An 18,866-nucleotide genomic window follows, 5' to 3' on the forward strand; every position below is an offset into this window, starting at 1 on the left:
GATCACTTTATCGATATCAAATCGAATATCATTACTAAATAAAAAGTGATTGGAAAGGCATCGATGAACTCCGTATTATTTCTATATCGCTACCCAGCTGGATGAGACACATTGGGCTGGCAATATAAAAATAAGGAGTATGCATGTCAGAGACAAAAAAGAAGGTCGCGCTACGCTCGGCTGAGTGGTTCGGCACCCAAGATAAAAATGGTTTTATGTATCGCAGCTGGATGAAAAATCAGGGCATTCCTGATCATGAATTTCAGGGGAAGCCGATCATCGGTATTTGCAATACTTGGTCAGAATTAACGCCCTGTAATGCCCATTTCCGCCAGCTGGCAGAGCATGTCAAAAAAGGGATACTAGAGGCGGGCGGTTTCCCGGTTGAGTTCCCTGTATTCTCGAATGGCGAATCCAATTTGCGCCCCACGGCGATGTTGACCCGTAATCTTGCCAGCATGGATGTCGAGGAATCTATCCGCGGCAATCCTATGGATGCGGTAGTGCTGCTGGTTGGCTGTGATAAGACGACTCCCGCCTTGCTCATGGGCGCGGCAAGTTGCGATATTCCCACCATCGTTGTAAGCGGCGGTCCTATGCTCAACGGCAAGCTTAATGGCAAGAATATTGGTTCCGGTACAGCGGTCTGGCAATTGCATGAAGCCGTCAAGGCTGGCGATATTACGATGCATCAGTTTATGGCGGCAGAGTCCGGTATGTCGCGCTCTGCAGGTACCTGTAATACCATGGGGACAGCATCGACGATGGCCTGCATGGCCGAGGCTCTGGGTACCTCGCTGCCGCATAACGCCGCGATCCCTGCGGTCGATTCACGTCGTTATGTATTGGCACATATGTCCGGCATCCGCATTGTAGAAATGGTGTGGGAGGATCTACGTTTGTCCAAAGTACTGACGCGCGCTGCATTCGAGAATGCGATCCGGGTGAATGCCGCCATCGGCGGCTCAACCAATGCCGTCATTCATTTAAAAGCCATCGCCGGGCGCATCGGTGTTGATCTGGAATTAGAGGACTGGACAACAATAGGCAAGGGCACGCCAACGATTGTCGACTTGCTGCCATCGGGTCGATATTTGATGGAGGAATTTTATTACGCGGGTGGTTTGCCCGGTGCGATACGGCGCTTAGGTGAGGGCGATTTATTGCCGAACAAAGACGCATTAACCGTCAACGGAAAATCTCTTTGGGAGAATTGCCAAGATGCTCCGGTATATGACGACGAAGTGATCAGACCGTTGGTAAATCCTTTGATCGCTGATGGTGGAATTTGTATTTTGCGTGGCAATCTGGCGCCACGTGGTGCTGTCTTAAAACCTTCAGCTGCATCGCCACATCTGATGCAGCATCGTGGTCAGGCAGTAGTGTTTGAGGATTTTGATCACTATAAAACACGGATCGTTGATCCCGATCTTGAGGTCGATGCAAATTCAATTTTGGTGATGAAGAACTGTGGTCCTAAGGGCTATCCTGGCATGGCCGAAGTGGGCAATATGGGTTTGCCGCCAAAGCTGCTGGCTCAAGGTGTGAAAGACATGGTGCGTATTTCAGACGCTCGTATGAGTGGTACTGCATATGGCACAGTCGTATTGCACGTGGCACCGGAGGCAATGGCGGGTGGGCCTTTGGGAATCGTTCAGGATGGAGATTGGATTTCGCTTGATTGTAGTAAAGGTAGTTTGAACTTAGATATATCTGAATCTGAAATGACGGAACGTTTAGCGAGCCGTGCCACAAACCAGATTCCCACTGCCAAGAGCGGTTATCAGAAGCTCTATATTGATCATGTATTGCAGGCTGATGAGGGTTGTGACTTTGACTTTTTGTTGGGTAGTCGTGGTTCTGCTGTGCCTAAGCATTCTCATTAGCATTCACACCAAGCATTCAAATAAAGCGTAGTTTTTAGCTATTCGCACTACGCTTTTTATCTCACTTTTCATCGCGGAATTCACATGTTACTTATTCAATTTATTACCGAATCCACTACCGGAGCCGGGACACGACATATTGGTATTCTGGATCAATCCAGCATTCGTGTGATTGATGGCTATTCGTCAACCTATGCGCTGGCACACAGCGCCATCCGGCAGCAGATTGGGCTTGAGCAATTGGCTAATTCAGCTATTGGTAATGTGGTCTATCAGTATGAGGATATTGCAAAAGCAGGTCGCATTTTGCCGCCACTAGATCATGCAGATCCAGCGCATTGCTATGTCACCGGGACGGGTTTAACCCATCTGGGTAGTGCAGATGCACGTGATGCCATGCACAAAAAAATCGGTGGCGATGTGGATACGCTGAGCGATAGTATGAAAATGTTTCGCCTTGGCGTTGAAGGTGGAAAGCCAAAGCAAGGTCAGGTTGGAGCACAACCAGAATGGTTTTATAAAGGAGACGGCTCCGTTGTCAGCGCTAGTGGACAGACATTGAACATGCCTGATTTTGCGTTGGATGGTGGAGAAGAGCCAGAGATTGCCGGTCTATATGTGATCGGCGATGATGGCGCGCCATATCGTGTTGGTTATGCGATTGGAAATGAATTTTCAGATCATATTACCGAGCGCCAGAATTATCTTTATCTGGCCCATTCAAAATTACGCCCATGCAGTATCGGTCCTGCTTTATTGATAGGTGAGTTGCCATCCCATGTTGCCGGCACATCTCGCATTATTGATAAAGAGGGGCAAGTGCGATGGGAAAAATCCTTCGTCAGTGGCGAACAAAATATGTCCCATACGATTGCGAATTTAGAATATCACCATTTTAAATATACCTTGTTCAACCGTCCTGGCGATGTACATATTCATTTTTTTGGCACCGCTACACTGAGTTTTGCAGACAATGTCAGCGTGCAGGCAGGTGAAACTTTTGAGATCGAAGCACCGGCATTTGGTCCGGCTTTAAGAAATAAACTGGAAGTGGCAAAAACTGCTTTTACGAAAGTACACGCATTATGATTATTACAGGAAAAGCGCTGATCGGTGGCGTTAGTGTGAAGGGAAACGGTAGCGCGTTTCTGGCATTCGATCCAACAAAAAAAGAATCGATAGAGCCTGCTTTTTACGCCGTTGATGCGGCTCAAATTGATGAAGCTTGCCGTCTGGCACAAGCTGCATTTGATCCCTTCCGTGCGACTAGCGATGAACAACGTGCCCAGTTTTTAGAAACTATTGCGCAACAAATTATAGAGCTGGGTGATGCTTTAATTGAGCGAGCGATGGCTGAGAGCGGTTTGCCAAGGGTGCGCTTAGAAGGCGAACGTGGCCGTACAGTGACGCAGTTAAAGCTGTTTGCCGATCTGCTGCGGGAAGGTTCTTGGCGCGATGTCCGTATTGATGCAGCTTTACCCGAGCGGCAACCGCCAAGACCTGATTTACGTATGCAGTTGATTGGTCTGGGGCCAGTGGCGGTATTTGCTGCCAGCAATTTTCCTTTAGCATTCTCGGTCGCTGGTGGCGATACTGCATCGGCATTTGCCGCTGGTTGCCCCGTCGTTCTCAAAGCGCATTTTGCACATCCGGGTACGTCGGAACTGGTGGCGCAGGCGATTGCTAAAGCGCTGAAATTATGTCAATTGCCCGCCGGTGTATTTTCAATGTTGAGTGGTATTGGTAATGAGCTCGGGCAAGCACTAGTACGTCATCCGGCGATACAGGCAGTCGGCTTTACGGGATCGCGGCAGGGTGGCATCGCGTTGATGCAGACGGCGGCTACAAGAGTACAACCGATTCCGGTCTATGCAGAAATGAGTAGCATCAATCCGGTATTTTTATTACCCCACGCATTGGCAAACCGGGGTAATGAGATTGCTGCAGGATTGGCCACTGCGCTCACCATGGGCGTGGGACAATTTTGTACTAATCCAGGTTTGGTATTAGGACTTGAGGGTGCTGATTTTGATCACTTTGCTGCGCATGCTGCGCAGGCATTAGTAACCGTCCAGTCTGGCACGATGCTGACACCGGGTATCGCATCGAATTATCAGACTGGTGTCGCCACTATGGTGCAGCAAGCCGACGTTACTACGGTAATTAATACGCCGACTGAGCAGGGCAAAGGTGGTCCAGCTTTGTTCACCACGAGTGGTAAAGTGTTTCTGGAGCGAGCTGAATTGCATCACGAGATTTTTGGCCCTGCTTCACTATTCGTCGCTTGTAAAGATGTAGATGAAATGCGTCAGGTCGCTGAGAGTTTGGAGGGGCAATTAACTGCCACCTTGCAAATGGATGAGGAAGATACAATCGTCGTCGCCCAGTTATTACCAGTGCTTGAGCGCAAAGTAGGGCGTATTTTAGTCAATGGGTTCCCGACTGGAGTCGAGGTGGTGTCGTCGATGGTGCATGGTGGTCCATTCCCGGCAACTTCGGACGGTCGCAGCACTTCGGTCGGTACTGCTGCGATCCATCGATTTTTAAGGCCGGTGTCGTATCAAAATATGCCGCAAGCCTTATTGCCGCAAGCTTTACAGGAGGATAATCCTCTTGGAATCTGGCGTCGTCGTGATGGTGCTCTGACCAGGCAGTGAATGTAATCAGCGGGCGCATACAATGAGCAAAAAAAGTAACTATAAAGTACGCTCACTAACAAAAAAAGTACGCTCACTAACAAAAAAATAGGAGACAAGATGAGTCAGTTAGCCAAATTCGGCAGCCTTGAAGGCAAGCGTGTTTTCGTTACTGGTGGCGGCAGTGGTATCGGTGAGGAAATCGTCGCTGCCTTTGCAGCGCAGGGTGCGCAGGTCGCCTTTGTCGATATAGCCGAAGAGGCTAGCCGGGCGCTTTGCAGTCGCATCGCAGCCGCCGGCGATCTTGAACCATTATTTAGTCATTGCGATATCACCTATATTCCTTCGTTGCAAAAAGTGATGGCTGCATTCGCAACTGAAATTGGGGATTTTGATGTGTTGGTCAATAACGCAGCCAACGATCAGCGTCATGAAACCGAAAATGTCACGCTGGACTATTGGAATGAGCGCATTGCCATTAATCAGCGCCCGATGTTTTTTACCTGTCAGTCCGTACTACCAGGTATGAAACGTAAAGGCGGTGGGTCTATCATCAATATCAGTTCCATTTCATGGCATATCAAAGGCGCTGGTTATCCGGTATATGCCACCTCAAAAGCGGCTGTTGTCGGACTTACTCGCGGTTTGGCACGTGATCTTGGGTCGCATGGTATCAGGGTGAATACCGTGACGCCTGGATGGGTTATGACGCAACGTCAAATCGATTTATGGGTGGATGATGCTGCTGAAATTGAGATCAAAAAGAATCAATGTTTGCCTGGAAAATTAATGCCGCAGCATATCGCGTCCATGGTGCTATTTTTAGCGGCGGATGATAGTGCTATGTGTACCGCACAAGAATTTATTGTCGATGCTGGTTGGGTGTGATTTGAATACGGCTGAACTATATTCAATGTGGTTTGCCGGTTAGTTCGTAAGTTAGTCAGTGATTTGAGGACTTCATGATATCTAGTTTATTCCGCACCCTTGCCGCTATATGTGGTTTTGTGTTGATGATGCCTGGGCTCGCTCAGCCGACTCAGCAAGTGCAACCAGTTCCACAAGTCAGCGTGCATGATCCGGTGATGGCGAAAGAGGGCGACACCTATTACGTATTTAGTACTGGGCCTGGCATCACATTTTATAGCTCATCGAATATGAAGGACTGGCAGCTGGAAGGGCGTGTTTTTGCAGATGCACCGACTTGGGCGCGTGCTGTTGCGCCGGAGTTTAATGACCATATTTGGGCACCGGATATTCAGTTTCATCATGGTCAATATTACTTATATTATTCAGTATCCGGCTTTGGAAAGAATGCATCTGGTATCGGCGTAACCACTAACAAAACCTTGAATCCGCGTTCGCCAAATTACCATTGGGAAGATCACGGTATGGTGCTGCAATCTGTGCCGGGTCGGGATGAGTGGAATGCGATTGATCCGAATATCATCACCGATAGTAAAGGAACCGGATGGATGGCTTTTGGTTCATTTTGGAGCGGTATTAAACTAGTGAAGCTCAATGACAACTGGACTCAATTAGCACAGCCGCAAGAATGGCGTTCTATCGCTCAACGCGAGCAACCAGCCTTGGGAGTCAACCAATCCGCTCCTCCGGCAGAAATAGAGGCACCTTTCATCTTTAAAAAAGGTGGTTATTACTATTTGTTCGTTTCTTGGGGTTTGTGTTGCCGTGGCGCGGACAGCACCTATCATTTAATGGTGGGACGCTCTACTGAAGTAAGCGGACCCTATCTCGATAAAGCCGGTAAAGATTTGGCGAAAGGTGGCGGTTCTTTGCTGTTAAAAGGAACACCGACATGGACGGGTGTAGGCCACAACAGCGCTTACCAGTTTGATGGCAAAGACTATCTCGTACTGCATGCCTACGAGACCGCTGACAAGTACCTGCAAAAGCTAAAAATTATGGAAATGAGCTGGGATGCGGAAGGCTGGCCAGTGGTTAATCCGCAGGATTTAGATCGCTATCAAAGTCGCTTGTTACCAGCCAAAAAATAGATTTTTGCTTTCTATGCTGGGGATGCTTTGCTCCTACGTGTAAGTTGGCGCTCCAATCTATCTAATTTAGAAAATCACAAATGATCTATCAAGCACATGACTCACGGTACGGTACGATGGCATATCGCCGTAGCGGTCGCAGTGGACTGAAGTTGCCATCGATATCACTAGGTTTGTGGCAAAATTTTGGCGATATTAATCCGATTGAAACCCAAAGAGCGATGTTGCGTCGTGCCTTTGATCGAGGTGTCACTCATTTCGATCTGGCAAATAATTACGGCCCACCTTTTGGCGCTGCAGAACGCAATTTTGGACGCCTGTTTGCCGAGGACTTTAAATCGTATCGTGACGAACTTGTCATTTCAACCAAGGCTGGCTGGGATATGTGGCCAGGTCCCTACGGTGGTATGAACGGATCGAAAAAACATTTGGTCGCCAGTCTTGATCAAAGCTTACAGCGCATGGGTTTGGACTATGTGGATATTTTTTATAGTCATCGCCCTGATCCCCATACCCCGATCGAAGAAACCATGGGCGCATTGGCACAGATGGTGCGCCAAGGTAAAGCTCTGTACATAGGCATCTCCAATTACGGTCCTGCTCTGACACAAAAAGCAGCAGATTGTCTGTGTGCAGAGGGAGTACCTTTGACGATCAGTCAACCTAATTACAGCTTGTTGGATCGATGGATAGAGCCGGAGTTGCTGACAATGAACTCAGAGAATGGAGTGGGCACGATCGTTTTTTCTCCACTACAGCAAGGCTTTTTGACGGACAAATATTTGAAAGAAATTCCTGCTGATTCGCGCGCCTCACGCTTGGACTGGGTGCGTAACGGTCTCAATTCTGAGGTATTAGTCCGTATCAAGGCACTCAACCAGATTGCGTTGGAGCGAGGCCAGAGCCTGGCACAAATGGCGTTAGCCTGGACCTTGCGTGATGATCGCATTACTTCAACTCTGATTGGTGCCCGCACAGTGGCACAGCTAGACGACAGCCTAGATGCGCTGAATCACTTGCACTTCACGACGGAAGAACTACAGCGTATTGATGTAATAAGCCGAGGCGACCCGAATATTTTTTCTATGCCGGCTAAAGCGACGGGACAGGATTTAGTCGAAAACCCTGATTTCAGAGCTTAAGCAAGCTATTTTTATTCATTAAAAATAGTGTGACTCAAACCTAAGACAACTCGTGGGTAAAGAGATGCCGCCAAAATCAATGCTGTATCATTTTCAAGATTAATGACACGATGATTTCAAAGATGGATACGCTCAATCCCAACTGGTTCTTAAAAGCACGTTTAAAAACCCGGCAACTTTTACTCTTAATCGCTCTGGATGAACACCGCAATATCCACCGCGCTTCTGATGCATTGCATATGACGCAACCTGCAGCGTCCAAACAATTAAAAGACCTGGAAGAAATGCTGGACGTACGTCTGTTTGAGCGCCTGCCACGCGGTATGGAGCCGACGATTTATGGTGAGACCATGATCCGTCACGCCCGAATGGCACTGACTAACCTGTCGCTTGCGCATGACGATATCGTCGCCCTGAGGTCAGGTCTCGTTGGGCAAGTGGAGGTAGGTGTCATCATGACGCCGGGCATGGCGTTATTGCCACGCGCGATCGCTCGCATTAAACAGCAAGCTCCTTTGTTGCGTATAGGCGTGCACATGGATCAAAGTAATATTTTGCTAGACCGACTGCAAAATGGCTCGCTCGATTTTATGATCGGACGCATTCTGGAAAAAGAAAACGGCTCTAGCCTGATATATGAAGAACTCACAGAAGAACCCGCTTGTGCCGTCGTTCGTAACGAGCATCCGTTGTTAACACATAAAAACTTGCAGCTTAAAGACATCGCTACTAAACCCTGGATATTACCGCCACAAGGCGCCATCTTGCGCCATCGCTTTGACATGATGTTCCGCCGGGCAGGCCTGCTGCCACCGGTTGATGTGGTAGATACTACGGCGCTATTGCTGATTACCGCACTCTTACAGCAAACCGATTCTTTGCATGTCATGCCTATCGAAGTCGCAAGGTATTACGCCTCTTTAAATGTACTAAGCATTTTGCCGATCGAGCTCCCATGTGCGATGGATGCCTTTGGGATTATCCGGCAACAAGAGCGCTTAATGTCACCCGGCGCAGAGCTACTTTTAAACGCAGTAAGGACTGAAGCCCTGGCTTTGTATTGATAGTGTTTCTTCGCGTTAAAGTACTTTGAGTATTGTTTGTTAGAGCTCCGTTTGCAGGTTAAATTACCTGTTTCGTTCATGCTGGTATGGCGCGATGGCTGGATTAAATGGCACTTTTAGACATCTTGATGAATGCTTGTTTAACTGAGGTATAAATATATACTCCCTATAGATATATTTTATTGTCCAAGCAATCATTGGTCTATAAGTGATATTTTTATTATTTTATGGGGAGTATATTGGTTTTTCTGTAAATAATCGTCCGGAAAACGAACTTCTGCAAAGGGCGATTGATTCAAGCAGTCCAGAGGTGATCGGTACGAAGAAACCATTTGTGCTTCGATGCCGTGGACGTCAAAAATACTAAATGTGCTTATTGACAAATCGGACTTTGAAACAGGATTGCTATCAATTATTTGGATTTGATTAATGGCAAAAGTGGCTTTACGTCAGCTATCTTCTTTTCGATTATCAGGACGCGCTGGTCAATGGCGTGAGAATGCTTTTGCTCGACTATTTGCATAGCGACTTCGCGTGGGCGTGGCGGTAGTTGAGGAGGGCGAGGGAAAAATGACACATTATTCCAATCAGCGATAGATTTATCTGGCGATTTCAAACAAATCAGATGGATGCCGCGCTTGTTTTTTTCAAGTATTAGGTGATTTGATTTCTTCCGCACCCATCTGTATAGAAAGCCGGATATCATTAAAACGAGCGTACTTTCAAACCCACTAGACGTAGGTTTTTTCCATACGTAAACTATTTCTCGTGTACGTAGACGATTGTTAATAAGACCGAGCAATTTTGTTGGTTTGTAACTGCTATGAACGGATTGCCAGGATAGGCGGATGATCTGCAAAGCTAGGCAAATTTTTCACTTTATTTGAATCAGGTGACTCAGAATGCATCCTATATCTCCGCAATCTTCTCGAATTGCCTCCTGCAGCTGTGGGCAGTTGCAAGCGCATGTCGCCAGCGAACCCTTGGGCGTATCTGTGTGCCACTGTCTGGCGTGTCAGCGCCGCACTGGCAGCGTGTTCGCTGCGCAAGCACGGTTTGCAAAAGAGGCGGTCACGGTCGTTGGCGCAAGCACAGAATATATTCGTATCGGAGACGAAGGAACGAAATGTACATTCAGGTTCTGCCCGGTCTGCGGTGCGACCGTGTACTACACCTTAGATGCCTACCCTGAGGCGGTCGCCATACCTGTAGGTGCTTTTGCTGAATCCTCTTTTCCGGGACCCAGCGTTTCAGTGTATGAAGAACGTATGCACCTCTGGGTCCATATGCCAAGCAACATTAAGCACATAGGATGAGATCCAAAACCTAACGACGGACCTGTTATTGCAATGTGGTACTGCGCACAAAGTAAGACTTTGCTCCTGCGTACCTAAACATTTTGGCTACTTGGGAAAATATCACATTGATCAATCGAGCGATATGCTGTGATAAAACGAATTTGTCACCCACACACCGCGTCACTTTCAGACTGAAATTCGAATCTAAATCACGCGTATAACTATCCGCAGTTAAGAAGATTTATCGTTAACTATTTTACTTAAAAGTTCAGGCGGAATTGGTTGTCCATGCTCACTTAAATGGCGCACGGTCTCATGTAATAAATGTAGACGTGTAATTTTCAAAACGACCCAGGCAATGATACTGACGATCGGAATAAGCAGAGCTGTGATTGGAATAAGTATGGGTGACAGGTCGCTGAATGAATTCATTTCTTTATTTTCCTGAAAAAAGGCCTTACTAAGTAAATCAATAAAAACCTCAAGTAGCTATCAATTTGCCGTCATGGTGTATCGGCCGCTAGTTGGGTAAGTTTGACGAGATAAACAACTAAATTTAATATCAATCTTCCAACATTAGCTTAGCAGCAATTGATATCTAAAGGTAAAATCAAAGTCGAATCTAATCAAAACTTTTTGAATAGAGCAACACTGAAAGAAAAAGCGCCAGACGTTTTTTGAAGAGATTAACGCTAATTAAGCCTCAGCTTACGATAAATTAGTGTCCACCATCGCCATGGTAATTCTCGTCATTTATAGTGGGAAATTAAGCGTTTCTTTACATTAAATAGAATACTCAATGAGCCGGATGGTGCTCTACTTGTATTCAGCGTCTACTACTGTGCTTTTGGTGATCAACTATCTATGGACGCCGCGATCCTGCCCAAGAACTTCGGGATGTTTGATGCAACGTACAAGTCCATTGGCTAAGCACAAGTTAAAGCTGTACTGTTCACAAATTGTGGCATTTCGCTGAAATATGCTGAAGCGTGAGCTAATGACCACAGAGGCGACGATGAGGCTATAAATGAAATTGATCGGCGGATTCAAGTACGAAGAGCAACGTTGAATAAAAAGTCAAAGGGTCAGATGCGATAGCATTCATGCCTTTTGACCAGCCAGTCGAAAGTTGCCGAATATGCGCTACACACACCTAACCCAAGACGAACGATACCAAATTTACGCACTGCGGTTAGAAAAAAAGACAGTCAGCGAGATTGCTGCCGCACTCCATCGTCATAAGTCCAGCATCCACAGGGAACTCAAGCGCAATACCGGAGGAGGCGGATGGCGCCCCTTACAAGCGAAAAAAATAGCCGACGAACGACAAAAGAATAGTCGTAACGCACGACGTATTGATGACAACGACTGGCTCGCCGTCTCGACCTACCTGCGCATGGACTTATCGCCGCAGCAAGCAATCGAACGGTTAAGCCTGGAACGGCAGGAAAAAATGAAGAGCAGTCATGAAACCGTCTATCTGCGCATCTACGCTGACCGCAGAGCGGGCGGCACTCTCTTCAAGCATCTGCGGGGTCAGAAGCCCTACCGCAAACGCTACGGTAGTGGTCAACAGCGCCGGGGCATGCTCAAGAACCGTATCAGCATTGACCAACGACCCGCGATCGTGGATCAAAAAATCTGCTTAGGCGACTGGGAGGGCGATACGATCATTGGCAAGAAACAGCAAGGTATCGTCATTACGCGGGTCGATCGTGTCTCTCGTTTTACCTTAGCCCGGCAACATCATAGCAAACACGCGCAAGGAGTTGCTGCCAGCATCGAGCAACTGCTCACGCCACATCAGCAGCACTGCCATACCATCACGTTCGATAATGGCAGGGAGTTTGCAGGGTATGAGTCCATCGCAGCACATCTGCAAGCCCAAGTGTACTTCGCTCATCCGTATCATTCCTGGGAGCGGGGGCTCAACGAGAACACGAACGGCTTATTACGATACTACTTTCCAAAGAACACCAACTTCAAGGAAATCACTCAAGCCCAGTTGCAACGGGCAGTCAATCAACTCAATCATCGCCCTAGGAAATGCCTCGGCTATCGAACGCCGTTTGAGGTTTTTTATAATTTGGATATACTCCCCCTAAAACTTACCTCCCGTTGCTCTTCGTAGCTGAATCCGCCATCTATATTTTTCTTCTGGTTGGTCTCGTACATCTTTCTATGTGGGCAGTACCACCAGAATTGCCTAAAGACGTTGCTGTCTTTCTAGCTGAGCGTGAATCTTGCGACCATTGGCGCGGCGAGCCAGGTTATGACAATGAACGGCAAGCCGATATTGATTGGTTCATTTGTCAGTCTTGCTCAGGTACCGACGAAAAGCTTGCAGGCCTTATGAAGAAATATCGTAGAAATAAATTGATTATGGAAAAACTTGGCGAATTTGAGGCCCAGGTTGAGTCAAAAGATGAGGCTGAGGCCAAACGATTTTGTAGCGGCACCAGAAAACCAAGTTCGGACGAGTAGTGGTGGTTAAAAGCTTAAGACATAAACTGCAACTTTCATCGGAAATTTACATGATTTCCCTTTGTCGAAAATAGATTCTTTTAAAACCAAAGACTTGGAGTGCGGATGATTGAGCGTGTTCAACTATCTTTTTTTGTTGTGAAGTTTTTCTGTGTATCCGGATAGGGAGACAAAAGACTTTTCAATGGCAAGCGGTTTCGTTACATTTAGTCTTTAATCATCAACAACGAATGGATAATTTCGCCTAAAAACTATCGTGTGGCCTTTTGTGAAGGGAATATTCGAATGAGCATCACCAATTATCAAGGACTAAGAATCTTTCTGCGACCAGGAGAAGTACTCGACACCTATGATTTCACAGTCGAAAACCTCGGAGATGCGTCCTTGTGGAATTTGTGTTTAGATATTTATGAAATAGTTGAACCAAGTAGATTCGGACTTAATGATACGCATATGAAACCAGTATTATCAAAATACAAAACTGCTGAAATTAATTATTTACCTCCTGGCGCATCGACTTCCATAATGCAGCAAAAGTGGAGTAGCACTACCCGATACATTGCTTCACAATCATCCCAAATTTACGGTACGTTCACGACAAAGCAGGATGGTGGTGAGTTCTTGGGTTTGCGAGCGGACTTTGTCATTGCAGAAGGAGTCCCAGTGCAATCGCGGGTGTTTGAAATATTAACGCCTAAAAAGCACAATGTTTCGAGGTCATACAAAATAGGACAGAGAATTGGGGCTGGAATTCGCAAGTGGTTCAAAGACTAGATTCCTTGGGTTACGTGCAAGCCATACTCTGTGGTTGGTGAATAGTTTGGCTACTATTGCGAGATGGGGGTAGGAGAAAGAAGTTCTCATGAACTCTTGCAAATCACAAAGCTGGTGTGAGTTTTAATTTAGCTAAAAAATGAAAATAGAGCTATACGTCGAACGAAAATAGGGTCCATGTTAACAACGGACCCTATTTTTTTAAATCATAAATTGCTTTGGCATCAGATTCAAATAGTTAGTCCAGCTTTATGCCTGAACCCACACATTGAATTGCGCCAATAATTGTCGAATTACCCGCAAGCCCCAACATATCCACATGAAACGCAACGACTGCACCCATCGATTTTTTGCAGCGCGTATGCGCCACAGTCGGGACATTTTTTTCCAGTGGCGACATAGTTAATCGGTGCTGATTCACCTTCATAGGCAAGGTCGTCCATGCCGTAGGCAAGACTTTTATTGCGGAATTGTTCGGCCAGCACTGTCACGGGAATCTGATTGCCAGCAGCGTCGATAAAGCCGCGTTTGATCAAGATGCGTTGTAGTGAATAGCCGATCGCCGCTACTTCTGATTCGTGGAACAGTGGTGCTTGTGTGCCGTCTTCTTTGGTGATCGTGCCACAGCGAACCGTACCTTTGTCCCAGACAACTTCACGCATATCCGCCAATGCTTTTGCGATGGAGCCACCGGAGCGGGCTGCCATGGATAGCAGGCGCATACTGGCAGATATCCATTGCTGACCATCGTTCTTTTGACCTGCTGGCATGAAGAATTCAAATGGACGTTCGATGGTGACACGCTCCCCACCTACCATACCTTGCAGGTGAATAAAGCTGACGGTGAGGTAGACGGTTTTTTTACCTTCATATGTCATGTACTGTACTTTGGATGTGACCGATTCCAGATCGCCGAATGGGCGACCATCGAACTGTTTGCGCAGTAAATCATCATCTGGAACCGTCGCTACTTGTGGCGCTGCCTGTTCTGTTGCGACAGATAACACGCTGCCCAAAATACTGTTGGGACGATAAGTGGCAAGACCTTTTAACCCTGCGCGCCAGGCATCCATATACAAATTTTGGAAATCTTCATACGGATAATCTGCAGGTACGTTGACAGTTTTAGAGATCGATGAGTCGATAAACGGCTGTACTACTTGCAGCATCTTCATATGATCGGTCGCCGACATATTGAGTGCGGTGACGAACTGCGCTGGTAATTTACTATCGTCACTGACGTCATTGCCCATATGGCGGTATAAGCGCCAGGCATGATCGGCGACTTCATAGATTTTGCTTTCGCCGTCGGCCATGCGTTTTTTACGGTTATATACCCATGAGAATGCTGGTTCAATCCCGTTGGACGCGTTGTCTGCAAAAGCTAAAGTAATGGTGCCCGTTGGCGCAATCGATAAGAGGTGAGAATTACGCAGACCATTTTTCGCGATGACGGTTCGCAGATTTTTCGGCAGACGTTTGGCGAATAGACCAGATAGGTATTTATCACTATCAAACAGCGGGAAAGCACCTTTTTCTTTGGCAAGTTCTGCTGATGCTAGATAGGCGGCATCGCGCATCACTTCGGAGATTTTTTGTGCGACCGCACGACCTTCATCCGAGTCGTAACGCAGACCCATCATCACCAGCGTACTGCCAATTCCTAAGTAGCCAAGGCCAATGCGACGTTTGGATTGTGCCTCTGCCTGCTGTTGCGGGAGTGGCCAGGCAGTTGCTTCCAATACGTTATCCAGCATACGGATCGCGATACTAACTACAGATTTGAATTTATCATAATCAAAGCTGACAGCATCGGTAAACGGTGCTGCCACAAATTTAGTCAGGTTGATTGAACCTAGGCAGCAGCAGCCATAGTCTGGCAGCGGTTGTTCTGCGCACGGATTGGTTGCTTCAATCTTCTCGCAGTAGTACAGATTATTTTCTGTATTCATACGGGACAAAAACAAAATCCCTGGCTCTGCATGATCGTAGGTAGAGCGCATGACTTCGTCCCATAAGGCTCGGGCGCGTAATGTTTGGTAGACCCAGATACCGTCTTCACGTTGATAAGCACCGGCTTGTTTCTTTTCTTCGCCGGGTTCCGCTTTATGTACCAGACAGTAGTCGCTGTCTTTCGCAACGGCTTCCATAAATTCATCGGTGACGCCGATGGAAATATTGAAGTTAGTTAAACCTCCCTGATCTTTGGAGCGGATAAACTCCAGAATATCAGGATGATCGCCTCGTAACACACCCATTTGCGCACCGCGGCGCGCACCGGCAGACTCTACTGTGGAGCAAGAGGCATTGAATACCTGCATAAACGACACTGGTCCAGATGCACGCGAACGGGTGCCGCGTACTAGGGCATCTTTTGGACGTATAGTTGAGAAGTCGTAACCTACGCCCCCACCGCGCCGCATGGTTTCAGCCGCGTCTGATAAAGCTGTATAGATACCTGGCTTGCCATTCGTTGTACTAGAGACGGAGTCGCCAACCGGCTGGACGAAGCAGTTGATCAACGTGGCATGTAAATCCATGCCTGCAGCGGAATTAATTCGACCCGCAGGCACAAAGCCATTTTGTTGCGCCCATAAAAATTTTTCTTCGTAATAGCCATGGAAATCTGCGCCTTCAACTACGGCAAGTGCTTTGGCTACACGTTGTTGTACCTCAAGAATTGTGGCCTCATCACCTTTGGCATATTTTTCTAGTAATACATCTAAGGAGATTTCTTGCGGTGGCATTTCTGTAATACCGAGTATTTTGTCGTTGGCGTTCATTTGATTGCTAATCCGTTCGTTGATGGCGATAACTGATGGTTTGATTGTTGGGAAAATAATTGTCTGGACGATAAGGAAATTCCTTATCGTCTGGTAAATCGTTATAAATAGCTGAAAATGCGCCTGAGCGTAGTGTGGCGTTATAGCGCCTTGATAAAGAGCCTTAGTTCAATTATAGACCTCAGAAAAACTTTCGCTTTATACAGTGGTCGCAATGATCGATGAGGTGCAACGAGGCAAAGCTAGTAGTGTGAACATAACCCCAAGAGGGTTTAGCTAATGTTGATAAAATTTTCTAGCATCGTCATGGTTCTATTAGTCGCACCCTGATGCTGCATGAAAAAAGCATGGGCGTTTTGTCCCATGCTGTTGAGAGTATTAGGTTGATCTAATAATGCCCAAGCTTGTTGAATTGAATCTTCAGAATTTGCTACACGTTGCGCTGCTTTTGCGGCGATGGCCTGTTCGGTAATTTCTGAAAAATTAAAAGTGTATGGACCTGTTAGCACGGGTTTTGCCATGGCGCAGGCTTCAATTAAATTGTGGCCGCCCAGATTGACCAGGCTACCGCCTACAAAGGCCAGATCACAAGCCGCGTAATACATATACATTTCTCCCATACTATCGCCTAGTACTACATCCACTGAGGCGGATAAGGGATTTTCTTGTATCGTTAAATCCATGCTGGACCGGCGGACAAAACTAAGACCATGCTGCGTCAGCATGGTGGCGACCTGATCAAAACGTTGCGGGTGGCGTGGCGTGATGACGAGTAAGGTATTGGATTTGTCGCGTCGTCGATTGGCGACGAAGGCTTTGAGTAAGAGTTCTTCCTCGCCATCACGGGTGCTCGCACAGAGAAAAATTTGGCGGTCGCCTAGCCAATGACGCAATCTTGCACCATTCTCGGCCATATGATCTGGCGGTGTCACATCAAATTTCATATTGCCGGTAACAGATAAGTTACTTACTCCCAGCATGTTTAAACGTGCGGCATCTGGCCCTGACTGCGCGGCAACGCAAGTAATAGCTTGTGCCGCTGGCAAAATCAGAGAAGAGAGTTTTAAGGCTTTCTTCAAGGATTTTTCTGATAGCCGCGCATTGACTAGCGCAACTGGTACGCCAGCTTGCTTGCATTGGGCGACCAGATTCGGCCAGACTTCGGTCTCTATCAATGCGCATAAAGAAGGGGAGTAGTGCTTTAAGAATCGCTGGACGATAAAACTAATGTCATACGGCACAAACACTTGCGTAATCCGGTCGGCAATATCGGCAAACAAAATCGCGCCGGTGGCACGACCTGTTGGCGTCATATGACTGAGAATAAGATGATGTTGCGGGTAACGTCGTAGCAAAGCACGCACTAATGGTTCTGCGGCACGAGTTTCGCCAGCAGATACCGCGTGTACCCAGATTGTTTTTTGATGACGATAGCTGGAATAAAACCCTAGACGTTCAGCAATGTGCTGGCGATAACCAGGCTCTTGACGGCCTCTTACCCAGAGTCGTAATAAGACAATCGGAAGAGATAAAAACCAGACAAAAGAATATAAAAGACGCATGGCAGCAGGGTATCAGTTTCGGCGAAAATTGACCAACACAATGCCTACTAACACCAGTATTGCGCCCAGCAAAAAGCTCGGACTAATCGGGTCATCTAATAACAGCACGCCAGCCGCTACGCCAAATAGCGGAGTTAAAAATGAGAACACCGACAAACGAGATGCCAAATAGCGGCGCAACAACCAAAACCAGGTTAGATAGCTAGCAAAAGCGATAATAATGGTTTGAAAAAGGAGGTTTAGCCAGATGCTGATCCCCCAGTCTTGCGGGTAGAATTTTTCCGCCTGAAACTCACCTTTAAGCGCAGAGAACAGTAGCAGTAGGACTGCCGCTCCCAACAACTGATATAGCAACGTTGTAGTCGGTTGCGCCTCCGATAGCTTAGAGCGACGGATCGCTACCGTAGTTGCCGCCCACAAGATGCCGCCAGCGATACCGAAAGCATCACCGATCAAAATATCGCTCAGCGCATGCGAGTTGGTTTGAAATGCCGCTGAAAACGCGATCGCAACACCCGCAAACGCAGATATGATCCCCAGCCATTGGCTAGCCTGCATACGTTCAGAGGGAATCAGCCAATGCAAACCAATCACAGTGAAAATCGGTGCAGTATATAAAAAAACTGACATATGAGAGGCCGAGGTGTAATTCAAACCGATCGAGATACACATAAACTCAGCAGCAAACAAACTGCCTGCCAGCATCCCCGGCAAAAAACTACCATCGCGCACAGAAAATGGAATTCGCTTTACCAGAATGAGACACAGAACCAAGACTGCCGCTAAGCCAGAACGCAAGCCTAATTGCATGCTTGAACTAATGATGGGGACGGCGATTTTGACCGCTACTTGCTGTAAGCCCCAACAAATGCAAAGCATTATCATGGTGGTGACGGCAAAGCCATCAAGATTTTTACGGGTGGACGTCATCAGGCGCGAGGAGAAATGTCCTCGTTTGGAATAATAGTGATGCTGGAATATACCTTAAAACAATACTTTTCTTATGACAGGAATAGAGGGCTTATTCGATATGTAGCGATTGAACTATCAATCAGTAGCTTTGTATATTGGTAGTGGCTTAATATGCGGCTGAAAGTTGGTCAAACCGAGATTTTCCATTAGGCGCACCAAGCGTGCTATTTGAGTGCTGACGGCATATTTCCTGTCATTTTTGAAGCACTTCGCCGCTTGTGGCTTCCCATGAGCGCCTTATTTATAA

Annotated in this window: 14 protein-coding genes; 11 read left to right on the plus strand and 3 right to left on the minus strand. The window is 47.1% G+C overall.

Annotation, left to right across the window (positions count from 1 at the left end; translation table 11 throughout):
* Window positions 1-143: 143 nt before the first annotated feature.
* The 11 genes from RGU72_RS19285 (at window position 144) to RGU72_RS19335 (ending at window position 13,302) form a co-directional block, all read left to right on the plus strand.
* Entirely contained in the window at window positions 144-1,886 is a 1,743-nt protein-coding gene (locus RGU72_RS19285; RefSeq protein ID WP_322121287.1) for an IlvD/Edd family dehydratase, read from the plus strand.
* Window positions 1,887-1,970: 84 nt separating this feature from the next.
* The gene (gene araD1, locus RGU72_RS19290) at window positions 1,971-2,975 is read left to right on the plus strand and encodes an AraD1 family protein (RefSeq protein ID WP_322121288.1); all 1,005 of its coding nucleotides are present in this window, start codon (window positions 1,971-1,973) and stop codon (window positions 2,973-2,975) included.
* Window positions 2,972-4,543, plus strand: coding sequence for an aldehyde dehydrogenase (NADP(+)) (locus RGU72_RS19295; RefSeq protein ID WP_322121289.1), 1,572 nt, complete (start codon window positions 2,972-2,974; stop codon window positions 4,541-4,543). Before araD1 ends, RGU72_RS19295 begins: the two co-directional genes overlap by 4 nt.
* 99 nt (window positions 4,544-4,642) lie before the next feature.
* The gene (locus tag RGU72_RS19300) at window positions 4,643-5,410 is read left to right on the plus strand and encodes an SDR family oxidoreductase (protein WP_322121290.1); all 768 of its coding nucleotides are present in this window, start codon (window positions 4,643-4,645) and stop codon (window positions 5,408-5,410) included.
* A 74-nt stretch (window positions 5,411-5,484) separates the two neighbouring features.
* Complete coding sequence (locus tag RGU72_RS19305; protein ID WP_322121291.1) at window positions 5,485-6,540, plus strand: arabinan endo-1,5-alpha-L-arabinosidase; 1,056 nt, start codon at window positions 5,485-5,487, stop codon at window positions 6,538-6,540.
* 80 nt (window positions 6,541-6,620) lie between these two features.
* Complete coding sequence (locus RGU72_RS19310) at window positions 6,621-7,682, plus strand: aldo/keto reductase (protein ID WP_322121292.1); 1,062 nt, start codon at window positions 6,621-6,623, stop codon at window positions 7,680-7,682.
* A 122-nt stretch (window positions 7,683-7,804) separates the two neighbouring features.
* The gene (locus RGU72_RS19315; protein WP_322121694.1) at window positions 7,805-8,746 is read left to right on the plus strand and encodes a LysR family transcriptional regulator; all 942 of its coding nucleotides are present in this window, start codon (window positions 7,805-7,807) and stop codon (window positions 8,744-8,746) included.
* Window positions 8,747-9,648: 902 nt separating this feature from the next.
* On the plus strand, window positions 9,649-10,062 hold the full coding sequence (locus RGU72_RS19320; RefSeq protein ID WP_322121293.1) for a GFA family protein: 414 nt from the start codon (window positions 9,649-9,651) through the stop codon (window positions 10,060-10,062).
* A 1,120-nt stretch (window positions 10,063-11,182) separates the two neighbouring features.
* A complete protein-coding gene (locus tag RGU72_RS19325; RefSeq protein ID WP_322121294.1) occupies window positions 11,183-12,175 on the plus strand; it encodes an IS30 family transposase in 993 nt (330 codons plus the stop codon).
* Between the two features lie 50 nt (window positions 12,176-12,225).
* A complete protein-coding gene (locus tag RGU72_RS19330; RefSeq protein ID WP_322121295.1) occupies window positions 12,226-12,528 on the plus strand; it encodes a hypothetical protein in 303 nt (100 codons plus the stop codon).
* Window positions 12,529-12,813: 285 nt separating this feature from the next.
* Window positions 12,814-13,302, plus strand: a complete 489-nt coding sequence (locus RGU72_RS19335; protein WP_322121296.1) for a hypothetical protein — start codon at window positions 12,814-12,816, stop codon at window positions 13,300-13,302.
* Window positions 13,303-13,595: 293 nt separating this feature from the next.
* On the opposite strand, the gene RGU72_RS19340 is transcribed toward RGU72_RS19335, so the two are convergent.
* From RGU72_RS19340 to RGU72_RS19350, 3 genes are all read right to left on the minus strand, one after another.
* A complete protein-coding gene (locus RGU72_RS19340) occupies window positions 13,596-16,085 on the minus strand; it encodes an adenosylcobalamin-dependent ribonucleoside-diphosphate reductase (protein ID WP_322121297.1) in 2,490 nt (829 codons plus the stop codon).
* Window positions 16,086-16,357: 272 nt separating this feature from the next.
* Entirely contained in the window at window positions 16,358-17,647 is a 1,290-nt protein-coding gene (gene waaA / locus RGU72_RS19345; RefSeq protein WP_322121298.1) for a lipid IV(A) 3-deoxy-D-manno-octulosonic acid transferase, read from the minus strand.
* Window positions 17,648-17,659: 12 nt separating this feature from the next.
* On the minus strand, window positions 17,660-18,580 hold the full coding sequence (locus tag RGU72_RS19350) for a DMT family transporter (RefSeq protein WP_322121695.1): 921 nt from the start codon (window positions 18,578-18,580) through the stop codon (window positions 17,660-17,662).
* Between the last annotated feature and the right edge of the window lie 286 nt (window positions 18,581-18,866).

The organism is Undibacterium sp. 5I1 (assembly GCF_034314085.1).
Classification (GTDB): Bacteria; Pseudomonadota; Gammaproteobacteria; order Burkholderiales; family Burkholderiaceae_D; genus Undibacterium.

What these genes read in the sequence shown, in the direction of transcription:
- RGU72_RS19285 (WP_322121287.1), top strand. Translation starts at nt 144, where the DNA reads ATGTCAGAGACAAAAAAGAAGGTCGCGCTACGCTCGGCTGAGTGGTTC.
- RGU72_RS19340 (WP_322121297.1), bottom strand. Translation starts at nt 16,085, where the DNA reads ATGAACGCCAACGACAAAATACTCGGTATTACAGAAATGCCACCGCAA.
- RGU72_RS19335 (WP_322121296.1), top strand. Translation starts at nt 12,814, where the DNA reads ATGAGCATCACCAATTATCAAGGACTAAGAATCTTTCTGCGACCAGGA.
- RGU72_RS19330 (WP_322121295.1), top strand. Translation starts at nt 12,226, where the DNA reads ATGTGGGCAGTACCACCAGAATTGCCTAAAGACGTTGCTGTCTTTCTA.
- waaA (WP_322121298.1), bottom strand. Translation starts at nt 17,647, where the DNA reads ATGCGTCTTTTATATTCTTTTGTCTGGTTTTTATCTCTTCCGATTGTC.
- RGU72_RS19295 (WP_322121289.1), top strand. Translation starts at nt 2,972, where the DNA reads ATGATTATTACAGGAAAAGCGCTGATCGGTGGCGTTAGTGTGAAGGGA.
- araD1 (WP_322121288.1), top strand. Translation starts at nt 1,971, where the DNA reads ATGTTACTTATTCAATTTATTACCGAATCCACTACCGGAGCCGGGACA.
- RGU72_RS19325 (WP_322121294.1), top strand. Translation starts at nt 11,183, where the DNA reads ATGCGCTACACACACCTAACCCAAGACGAACGATACCAAATTTACGCA.
- RGU72_RS19320 (WP_322121293.1), top strand. Translation starts at nt 9,649, where the DNA reads ATGCATCCTATATCTCCGCAATCTTCTCGAATTGCCTCCTGCAGCTGT.
- RGU72_RS19315 (WP_322121694.1), top strand. Translation starts at nt 7,805, where the DNA reads ATGGATACGCTCAATCCCAACTGGTTCTTAAAAGCACGTTTAAAAACC.
- RGU72_RS19305 (WP_322121291.1), top strand. Translation starts at nt 5,485, where the DNA reads ATGATATCTAGTTTATTCCGCACCCTTGCCGCTATATGTGGTTTTGTG.
- RGU72_RS19310 (WP_322121292.1), top strand. Translation starts at nt 6,621, where the DNA reads ATGATCTATCAAGCACATGACTCACGGTACGGTACGATGGCATATCGC.
- RGU72_RS19300 (WP_322121290.1), top strand. Translation starts at nt 4,643, where the DNA reads ATGAGTCAGTTAGCCAAATTCGGCAGCCTTGAAGGCAAGCGTGTTTTC.